At 41.2% G+C, this 11,065-nt stretch carries 7 protein-coding genes; all 7 read right to left on the reverse strand.

From position 1 onward, the window contains the following. On the reverse strand, window positions 1-444 hold a 444-nt coding region (locus CF394_RS09590; protein ID WP_133079819.1), incomplete at its 3' end, for an IS110 family transposase. A 259-nt stretch (window positions 445-703) separates the two neighbouring features. Then, window positions 704-1,021 carry an immunity protein Imm33 domain-containing protein gene (locus CF394_RS09595; protein ID WP_094943272.1) on the reverse strand — a complete coding sequence of 106 codons (318 nt, stop codon included), beginning with the start codon at window positions 1,019-1,021 and terminating at the stop codon, window positions 704-706. Beyond that, window positions 1,018-1,548, reverse strand: a complete 531-nt coding sequence (locus CF394_RS09600; RefSeq protein WP_094943274.1) for an ankyrin repeat domain-containing protein — start codon at window positions 1,546-1,548, stop codon at window positions 1,018-1,020. Before CF394_RS09600 ends, CF394_RS09595 begins: the two co-directional genes overlap by 4 nt. Window positions 1,549-1,569: 21 nt before the next feature. Continuing rightward, window positions 1,570-1,989, reverse strand: a complete 420-nt coding sequence (locus CF394_RS09605; protein ID WP_094943275.1) for an HNH/ENDO VII family nuclease — start codon at window positions 1,987-1,989, stop codon at window positions 1,570-1,572. A 177-nt stretch (window positions 1,990-2,166) separates the two neighbouring features. Then, window positions 2,167-2,634 (reverse strand): ankyrin repeat domain-containing protein, encoded by a 468-nt coding sequence (locus tag CF394_RS09610; RefSeq protein ID WP_094943277.1) that lies wholly within the window; start codon window positions 2,632-2,634, stop codon window positions 2,167-2,169. Between the two features lie 3 nt (window positions 2,635-2,637). After that, the gene (locus CF394_RS09615; RefSeq protein ID WP_133079820.1) at window positions 2,638-10,689 is read right to left on the reverse strand and encodes a DNRLRE domain-containing protein; all 8,052 of its coding nucleotides are present in this window, start codon (window positions 10,687-10,689) and stop codon (window positions 2,638-2,640) included. A gap of 26 nt (window positions 10,690-10,715) precedes the next feature. After that, on the reverse strand, window positions 10,716-11,065 hold a 350-nt coding region (locus tag CF394_RS09620), incomplete at its 5' end, for a transposase (RefSeq protein ID WP_165767526.1).

Genomic DNA, 11,065 nt, shown 5'->3' on the forward strand with positions numbered 1-11,065 from the left:
TTCAGCCTCGATCCCTTCCAAGATCCGAGGATAGTTGAAGCGCCCGTCTCGCATCAGTCGCGCAATCACGACGGCATCCTTCTTGTCATTCTTCGTCTGTAGATTGTCATCCAGCTCTTTCGATCGGTTGACGTGCATCGGATTGACCATCACATAGGGGATGCCGTGGTCGGTAAGAAAGGCCGCCAGGTTCATCCAATAGTGCCCGGTCGGTTCAAAACCGACAATGACATCTTGTTTCAGATGTTCTTCTTTGAGGGCGATGATGCGTGTGTAGAGCACCTCAAAGCCGTTCCGAGACTGGGTGAACGCAAAGGATTTCTGGAGCACACGTCCGCGGTCGTCGACTGCACAGGCGAAATGTGTCCGCTTGGCGATGTCGATGCCGATGACCAATGTCTTTTCAGAGACTTGATTAATCTTTTCATTCGTTTTAGAATTCATTGTATAGTCCTCTCTTATGTGTATTGGGTCATTTTATCGGGTGACCACTCAATCATCATAAAAGAGGGCTTTTTTTAATTCAAGGCCTCGAAAATCCTTCTAACAGTAATGCTCCTGATTAATTATTATTATTATTTTTACAGTTGTAAAAAAAACCTCGAGCGGTGGTTAGCCGTTCAAGGTTTATGATTCTTTACAGATTGAATTTGATTATAAGATATCTATAGAACTACTTTTTGTTTTGTAAATAAACATTATTTTAAAAAACTTCTTCTTCCGAATCCGTATAGACAAAAAACCGTCTATTATTTTCTTTCAATAACGTGACTTCTGTATGAATTGGCATATCATAGATTTTCATGACTGCAGGTTCTATTTCAAAAATGGTGTTCCAATCGCAAACTGACATATTCGAGGAATCACTAAGGAATTCCTCTGTATCATTATCAGATAAAAACCTCCATCCAGTATCAACATCGTTCACTGGTTCCTCTTTAATACACCATCTCAAATCGCCTTTACCCGTTAAAATATTATTCGATATAACACAGCCACCTAACCCACTACTTTTTTTCAACTTATCGCCTCCATTGCTTTTATCATATCCGCAGTGCCATTTTCCTCAATGAGTTGCTTCACCGAATAACCATATTTATTCTTCATTATTACATTGGGCTTCTTCTTTAAGCAGGAGATTATCAACTCATCTGACTCACTTGTCCTTACTTTAAATGCTTCATAACAAATAGTGAAAAGGGCTGAATTTCCGTATTTCTTATCTTGTAAATCTAAGTCGACATTTAGGTCAATCAATCTATGTGTCAGTTGTATAGCATGTACGTCATCTAAGTGTGCTGCTATACAATGCAACTCATTGTATCCTTCTGTTGAAATATTATTAATTATAGAACCTTCATCTAATAGCAAATTTGCAATATCAAATTTTCTACTGATTAAGGATTGCTGTAGCAAACTAATTCCTCGGTCATCAATAAGATTTGTCACATGATGAATTTGTTTTTGATCATTTTTCAATTTCTGCTTGAAATCTTCTAAAGACCGAAACATAATAATTGTCCAATAATCCGCATCTTTAACACCCATTTGTACATACGCTCCTTTATATTATTCATACTTATGGCTTCGATTTGTACTAGGAAGTTCAGGTCTATAATTTTTAGGGTTTCTGTACCATTCTAAAAACTCTTTTTTCGTAATTTTACCTCTCATATATAAATCATGAACTTCAGAATACTTTTGACCAGGTAAATGCCCCATATCCCATTGGCCGTTCCTAGCTTTTGATTTATCCCAAATTATCTCTACTCCTGTAGGATCCATAACTTTTCCAGTCTTAGGGTCTTTAGCTCTTTCCCATACTTCTTCAATCTGTCCCTTCGCATAGCTAGGCCTGCTGTTACTGTAAGGTTTTTTAGCTCCCGAACTTTTATTCGCTACTTTTTTCTTATTTTTCGGAACAACCACGTGTCTTTTCTTAGTAGGGTTGGCTTTTATCTTACGGATTTGTTTGGCCTTTACCTTCAAAGACTTCCTGCAAAAGTTTTTTGGGTATTAGAAAATGCATTTTCTTATAAAGTTTATCATTACCTTTTTCTATTAAAAAAACTGCCATTATCCAATTGATTCTTAGATAATGGCAATTCCAGAATTAAGTTACCTTATTTTACAATTCGGCCTAATACACTTGAATTTAATAGGGTTTTACTCGAAGTATTGAACAAGATTATAGTTTCCTACACTTTCTGCTAAGCTTAGTGGTGAAACACCATGTTTATTTTGCTTATTCTTATCCGCACCATGTTCCAGCAAAAGTTTAATTATTTCTCCTTTACCTCTTGAATAAAAAACAGCGTCTGATAATGGTGTGTTGCCATTTGCATCTTCTATCTCAACTTCAGCTTGGTTATCTAATAATAACTTAACAAGTTCATATGAATTGTTTTGAACGGCAAAATGCAAGGCTGATATTTCCGCTAAATAATCCTGTTTATTAACATCAGAACCATGTTCAAGAAGTAGTTTTACAATTTCCTTATCTCCTTCGATTACTGCTTCCATTAACGCTGTTCGACCATCTTCATCTTGGTCGTTTACATTATACCCTGAATTTAACACTTGTTTTAATGATACTACATCTTTGTTTAAAATAGCTTTAGATAACTCGTTCATTCTTTATTTGCTCCTTTTCTTCTCAAATTTGTGACTTCTATTTGACCTAGGGTCTTCAATTTGATATAAGTCAGGATTATTCATAAGGTCATTAAATTGTTTTTGAGTTAGCCCTTTTTCTTGAGCCTTTCGCTTTTCCCTCCAAAATTCATGTCCATATTTATGACCTAAATCGTACTTTCCTTCAATCGGTTTACGTGTGTTAGGATCAATAAATTGACCACTAGGTGTTTTAAGTGCACGTCTTTCTACCTCTTGACGTACAGCCTTCCGTATATATGGTCTTTTAAGTTCAACTGAACTCTTAGGTGCCATTTTTTCTTTCTTCTTTTTTGGAACAATTATGTGACTTTTCTTATTGGCTTTTACCTTTTTTATTTGTTTTGCCTTTACCTTGATGGTCCTGCTGTTCTTGACTGACGGCGCATTGAACTTCTTGAGTTTTTTAACTTTGACGCCTTTACCTACCTTAAATGCAAGCTTAGCTGGTGCAGCACCAGGTATAAAATTGGAAGCGATACTGGCAGCGGCTCCAGCCTTGTGATACCACTTAGACTTCGGACTGCGCAGTGTCTGGATATCGTCACCTAGCGCAAAGTTATATCCTTTCTTCGCGTACTTCTTCGTGGATTTCCATCCTTTTTGCATCCATTTTGGGGCATGGCCATCTGGGTCGATATTGTTGACCGGGTCTGCATCAGCGTATAAGTAACGGTTCAAGGAAGTCGGTTCATCCTCTTCGCCTTCATACTCATCCTGGACGATAAAGCGGCCAATCGATGGATCGTAATCCCTCCAACCCATTAAGTAGAGGTTGGCGTCTTGATCATAATGGACACCGTACTTACCAACAAACCGGTACGGATTTGCATTCGCTAGAGCCTGGTTCCCCGTCATAGATGTTACATTGCCCCACTCATCGTAATCATAGGTTGCTGCTACTGTACCAGCTGAATCAGTCAAAGCAATAACATCGCCACGTGCATTGAATTGATAATAGTAAACAATCTCATTATAACGCATGCTGAGTAGATTGCCATCTGCATCTCGGTAGAAGTTGGAGACACTCTCTGGTACGCCACCAGTCTCTTTCGTGATAGAGAAAATCTCTCCGTTTGTATCACGGTGATAATGGAAATGTGAATGCTCCAGCAGTTTCGTCTTCGACAATCTGTTGCCATCTTGATCATATTCATATAAAAGATCCTCGACGACTTTTCCGTTGACCGTCTTCTTCAACGTGATCAGTTGATCGTCGTTATTGTAACCGTAGTTGATGACGGTCGTGTTACTACCTTCAGTAGTCGTCTTTTTCGATAAAGCTCCCACTGCGTTGTAATCGAATTTGGTGGTGCTGAACAGGACTCCTGTCGTTTCGTTAAACATCTTCTGTTCTAAAAGTCGGTTACCAGTAGTGTAGGTATAGGTCTCCTTCGTTTTCTGAGTGGTCAGATTATCGACTTTGATGACATTCGAATTGCCGTCGTATGTGTATTTATACTTCTTACCACCTGATTCAACGGTCTCTAGGTTACCAATCGGAGTGTACGTATATTTCTTGATTTTAGTGCCTTGTGTAATTTGTGTGATCTGTTCTGTCGCAGAATATTGATAGCTCAAATCAAGGATCACGCTATTGCTCTTATTCGTCGCTTTCAGCGTCTTGATCTTAGACTCTCCACTGAATGTTAAGGCAGTGGTAACACCAGGTGCTATCACTTTAGAAATCGAGTCGTCAACCAGATATTCATATTTGTACGAATCAAAGTTTGGAGTTGTGATCTCCTTGACTCGTTCATTGGCGTCATAGGAGACGACCGTATCACCCAAGAAGTTCGTAAGTGTCTCAGTTTCTTCTTTATCATTGAATTGATTGATTGTCTCGGTACCTGTATGGGAAATCGATTCCTTGATCAATCGGTTATTTGCGTCGTATTGGTTAAGAGTCATGCTGTCAAAGAAACCGTCTCCATCCGGATCATACTGGACTGGCACAACAATCGTCTCGTCGTAGATCCACGACTTCAGGACATTGTCATTTTCATCATAGTACATGCGAGTTTCAGTCTTTTTCCCATCAACAATTCCTGTTTCTTTGACAAGACGACCTAGTTCATCGTATTTGAAAGCAACTTCTTGTGTCTGTGCAGGCTTATTTGCCTCCGTACTGGTCGTCAGCTTTCCAATAACTTGCCCTAAATCATCATAGGTATATTGCGTGACCGTAAGGATCGTTTCACCACTCTGGTTCTTGGAGGTCGTTGTTTCTTTCTTCAACTGCCCCTCTTGATCATATTCCCAGTCGGTAACAGTTCCAGTCGCATCTTCTGATTTCGTTTTATCACCGACCACATTATATGTATAGGTGATTTTCTTCCCTTCTGCATCTATCACAGAGAGCAATTGCCCATTTGTATCGTGCACTTCAGTAGTAGTACCTAGTGCATCTAATGTCACGGCCAGATGGCCTCCTCCGTCAATCAGCGTCCAGATTTCTACTGGAGTATCAGCAGACTCCTTCATATACATGGTTTCATTGTTCTTGTCATATCGGTAGTCGGTAGTCACTCCAGTACCGCTGAGCGTCTTCTTCTCATTGCCAAGAGCATCATATTCTGTCGTCTGAATGATATTTGCTGGATTTCCGGAAGCATCGGTATAAGAGACCAACTGGTTGATCTCGTCATAATTGTAATAGGTCGTTCCCTTTTTATATAAGGTGTTAGTGATTGTGTCGTATGCCCAATCTTCATCATGCGTCTTATTGGAGTTTGCGTCGTAATACGATATCCGTTTGTTCTTAAGAGGATCTGTCGTCTCCATCAATCTACCTAACGAATCGTACTTGTTATTAGTGATGTTCCCGTTTCCATCTTTTTCAGCGACTTGCTGGCCAAGCATATTGTATTGGAACACTTCTTTTTTCGTGACGAACTCTTCTGGTTGAGCATATTGCCCCTCATAATCAACCTTCGTGACCTTCGGATAGACTATGAGTGTGTTACGATTGCTTTCATCATATGCATATTCCGTTTTTTGACCAAGCGGGTTTGTTACCGACCTCAGGTTTCCATTTGAATCATATTCGTTGATGGTCTTCTTTCCAAGTCGATCTATCTCTTCAATCAACTTTCGGTCTGCATCGTATTTAAATTCAGCACGTTGGCCGAGAGCATTGATAGAGGCTTTTCGATTCCCTACTGCATCATATTCGTACGTCATAGCGTTTCCGTAAGGGTCTACTTCTGTAAGTAGTTGTAGACCGTTTGATGAATAGGAGAAAGTTTGTTTGGCATTTGCTTCTTCTAACCACGCCTGGTCAACAATGACACTTCCGCTACTTAATTGTGCGGTGATATTCCAAGAGACATACGCCGCAGATGTCGGAACATCACTTGAAACGTTTAGGATCATCCAATCTTTTGTGCCTGTGATTGGAGTAGAGACTTTGCTGCTGATCTTGTTTTTCTGTGCATCATAGAAATGAAGGACTCCTGTGACACCAGTACCTGCAGCTGCTTCTGCTTTGACCCATACGAGCCCTCTTACTGGTAGTCGCCCTTTTTTGATCGGGATATACTCACTCTCGAGGGAACTTGTCCCTTGCATAGTGATGGCTCTTTTTCCACTATACTTTGTTGTTAAATTCTCTGACCAACTACCAGTAGTCTTCCAACTTGCTAGCGCTGTAGAAGTACCTTCTTCAAAGCTATAGTTAGCCAGGTGACCATAGAGAGGCCCTCTCTCGTTTGTTGTTGTCAGCAAGTTGCCATAGGCATCGTACACTGAATGAACAGAAAAACCATCACTATCGGTAACTTTTGTTTGGTTCCCTCGATCATCGTACTCATATAAGGTCTGTCTACCTAAAGCATCTATTTCTTTTGATAGAAGACTAGTGTTCGGCTTATACTCATACATTTTCTTAGGTGTGATAGTCAGCTTGTCAATTGCGGTGGTAAAGGTCGGATCAGTTTCGGATGTGATATTTCCTAAGGCATCATACGTGAATGTTCGTTTCCGGCCCTTCTCATCCACACTTTCAATCAGTTTATTGTTCTCATAAACGAAAGACTTAGTGACGGCAAAACCCTTTACGTCTTCCAGTAGCTTTGTCAGATTTCCGCTCGCATTCACTGTCGCCAAAATCTCTTGTGTGGAGTTTTCGCCACTGATACTGTAAGTGATCTCTCTCCTATCTAATGAATAATTGAAATTCTCTACTACTGTCACAGGTGTTCCAAGTTCACCGCTCTGAGCGTTCCTTGGAGTATGCTTGCTGTGGACCTGTACCAACCGTTCCCCGTTGTAGAAGTAATTGATTGGGTTCCCATTCGGGTCGGTATATTGTTTTAGCTTCCCAGTCGAATCATAGTCATAAATCAACGTCCGGTAAACTGCACCTGAACCGTTCAAATATTCTACTTTTGTAAGAAGTTTATTTGTGTAGGAATATACAATTTTATTACCTGTATATAGCTGGATAGTCGCTAGGTTCTCGTCTGTGTTGTAAGTTAGGGAGATGGAACGACCAACATCATCTTTAAGCGAAGTTAATTTGTCTCCTGTATACTGATACGTCAATTTGTTATTGTTCTTGTCCGCTACGGTCAAGAGTTTTCCAGAGACACCGAAGGTCTCAGAGATGCCACTGTCATCGAGTTCTTGAATCAAGATCTCACCCGTAGCATTTTTAGTTACTTTTTTATAAACTCCAGCAGGGTGCTGGTATGTGCCGTCCTGCTTCTTTACAAATAGATGTTTTGAACCGTCTCCTTCAGTCAGAAGGATGTCACCATTTGCGCTCTCTATGACCTGCGATTCAAAACTTAATCTCCATCCCTTCCCTAATAAATTGACGCTCTTGTCTTGTGCATTGTAGGTGCGCTCAATTGTAGGGTCGAGACCTCTTCCGTCTAGACTAGCATCTATTAGTCGTAGGACGAGATTTCCGTTCGAATAATTCACATGGCTCTCACCAAAACCAGAAGTAATTCCTTGTGATCCCCAGAAACCTTCTAGCCCTAGTCGACCGTCCGGTTGGTCGATCCAGATGTTTCGAGAACTGTATGTCGTATTACCAGCCAAGTCAGTGACAGCCAGTTGAAGCGTATAGAGGCCTGTTGGCACTTCTTTGGTGTCCCAAGTCGCTAATTCCGCCTTTTGAACATCCATATCTCCAGTGAAGATTGAAATAAATTCGGTAGGGGCGGATCCAGCACCATATCTAACAGTATACGAGTGTAGATCTTCATCCGATGCTGTTCCAGTTATAGAGACAGTTCCTTGTACATATTCCAAGGGACTCGGTTTCAGTAAAGAAGCAGTCGGATACGAAGTATCAAGTTTTATGGTAGCGGTAGCCGGTGTTGATTCATTCCCGGTTGCGTCTTTGTAGACGACCGAGACTCGCTTATCGCCGTTACCAGAAGACAGTGTCCAAGACTTCTTTTGAGAGTAGGCTTCATAAGGAGAAAAAGCAGAAGTTTCATTTTGTAACTTTTGCTGAATCGCACCGTCCGCGTTATCCGTTGCATTCAAGTCAAGCTCTACGTTTGGTGAATTAGTAAAGGTCTGCCCATTATTGATCAGTATGTTTCCTTTAGGTGGGGTAGTGTCCTGAACCAATACATTTTTCGCAAGAGTATCACCAAACCACCCATTGCCGACTTTCAACATTCGCCAGTTTGTTGGGAACGTCCCTAAACTTTTTCCAGCATTAAAGCTTACTGTGAACGTCTTTGTCTGTCCAGTTCCGATGGAATCCGCAGTTGCAAGTGCCAATCGAGTATCTTTAGTGAAACGCTCATTCTCTGCAACCGCACCAAATAGTATGTTCTTATCGGCGGTCCATGTCTCCAATCCTTCGTTTTTAACAGTGAACTGGACGTTATAAGTTCCATCTGCTTCCATTGGGCTTGGGATAGATGAAGATACTAAGCTCGCATCAAGTGCCATACGTGGCGTTCCTGTCGCTGTATCAGATATAGCAGAAACGTTTCCAGCTCCATCTACTGCCTTGACATATACATAGTAAGGAGTACGCGGGTTCAGAGCAGTCGGGTGCTTATAAGAAGTAGTTGTCACTTCAACACCATTTGCTACATCTGTTTTTCCTGCAGCAGTTCCCATGTAGACCAAGTACTTTGCAACACCTGTATTACTATCAGTAGACGAACTCCACGAAACCGTAAAGTTTGTATTATGTGAATTGGTAACGGATGGCTTACCAGGTTTGGTAGGCAATGTTTGATCCGGAATAGTCGGCATGAATGCAGCGGATTGCGATGTTGTTCCGTATGCGTTGTATGCCTTGACCCTGAACCAGTAATTAGTTCTATCCCCATAAGTCCCACCAGATTTTTGATAAACTGGACGCGGGTCATCAGAAAATTCGCCGCCGGTCCCGTCAGTTCTTAACGTATAAACCCCACTGTTGACTTGAGCAGCAGTCGGCCAAAGTTTCTTACCCTTTGTGGTCCAGGACGTAGTATTCCCTACATCAATCTCTTCATAGGTCTTACCATTGAACACTAAAACCTTGTATCCTGTCGCACCTGCTAATGGTGCCCACGAAAGATTAACATAACCTGCACCGGTGCCTGTACCATTTCCGTAAGCTGTACCTGTTGGAGCGGCAGGGAGTCCGGAATATGTAACTTCAAGATAAGGCTTATATGAAGTAGCATCTGAAGAGTTGAACTTTCGATAAGTACCTAGAGTACCTTCCGATGTGGATCGTAGTACGACACCATAATTTGGCGTCCCGTCATACCATTGATCTACTAGACTTGTGAGATTCATAGTCATCCAACCATCTGCGGTTGTGTTGGCTGCTGTGCTCCCATATGTTTTAGTAGTATCGATTCCCGGTTGTGCATTCCAAGTCAAACTACCAGAGCTCCATGCGCTTGTCACACGGTTGGCATATACATTGGTATTGATTGGGTCAAACCCGTTATCGGTCTTATACATCTTTAGGTTGGAACTAATCAATAATCCGCCATTCAAATTAGGCAGGGAGTCCGTAAAGTCCATGAATGATCGCGTGGTATTCGTAGAATTCGTGAACCCAGTCCTTAATTCTGGAGAGTTGTAATAATTGACGTTAGGATGCCCTTTCATGACATATGTATCGATAGTGTTCGCTAAACTCCCACCAAGTGTTACAGTCGGATCGACCACGATTGGAAATACCCTTTTCGGATCTTCAAGATACTCTTTATCGATAATGAGCTTTATTGCTTGCTTGTTGTTCTTTCCCTCGATGAGCTGATATTCAAGATCGGCAGAAAAAGCTCCCGCAGCGTCTTCCATATACGGCGGGGTCATCACCCAAAGCTCCTCATTCTTTTTATTGGTAAAGGAAATCGTTTGCCCATCTTGTTTTGCGGTCAATGTTCCAGAGATGGAGAATAGAAATTCGTTAGGTGTGTTTGCAGCCTTAAGAATTAGATCCTCTTTCACACCTGTTGGTTGCAGCGTATAACGAAGGTCGACATCTTTCATGATGTTCTCATACGTGACAGCAGACTCTTCTTTTTTGATTACGCCATCAGATGTCGCATTCTCTAATGTGAAACCTAGTTTGTCTTTACCGAAATTGATAGAGATTGCTTCTTTGTTCTTGATTTTTTTAGCAAATTTCACGGTGAACTTGTTTTCCGTACTTGTATAACCAAACAAGTCTTTATCTGCATCTTTATTCTCCACGAGCTTGTTCTTTATAGGTTTGAGCTTACCATTCTCTTTATAATGTATAGGGCTCGTATATATTTCAGAAGTATAGGTCATATTGCTATTTTTGAAGGTTGCTTCATTCTCTGTACGCAACTCTTCTATTTCTTCTACCTTTTCAACATTATGAAGCATAGCGTCTTCGGTAGAAATTTTTTCAGGTTTCTTTCCTTTGTCTTCGGTCTTTTTCTGCTCAGGATCATGTGTTCCATGCGCGTCAACCGATTGCATCTGTTGCCAAGGCAACGACGAAAATAATAAGGCTAGCACCATTACTATAATCGTTAATTTCTTAAATCCCCCAGTTGTTCTTCTCACTGGTTCATCACCATAACTCGTGGTTGCTATTTTGAGCTTCCTAGTTCAAGTTTTAACCTCGTGAAGAAGTTATTCAGATTACGATACCCGAAAGCTCTTCGTTTGATCAGTTTGATCTTATTGTTTGTACCTTCTATTTTCCCGTTAGAGAGAGGCGAGAGTATTGTGTTTTCCATCTCACGTTGACGCACTATCACAGCTTTTGCAATCTTGGCCAGCGGCCCACAGGGATGAAACATGAAACGGTCGATCCACTCTTTCAGACGACGAGAGGCTTGTCCAGATGTAGTCGACTTCAGTACAAATCGCATATGTTGTAATCCGTAATAGATGTCCTTTATGAACTCGTCTTCACGGAGGCATGCCCGTGCGACCT

It is taken from the genome of Tetzosporium hominis, from assembly GCF_002265435.1.
Lineage (GTDB): Bacteria > Bacillota > Bacilli > Bacillales_A > Planococcaceae > Chryseomicrobium > Chryseomicrobium hominis.

Coding starts and splice junctions, on each gene's coding strand:
- CF394_RS09600 (WP_094943274.1), bottom strand. CDS start 1,548: ATGGGTGTTAAAGATGCGGATTATTGGACAATTATTATGTTTCGGTCT.
- CF394_RS09610 (WP_094943277.1), bottom strand. CDS start 2,634: ATGAACGAGTTATCTAAAGCTATTTTAAACAAAGATGTAGTATCATTA.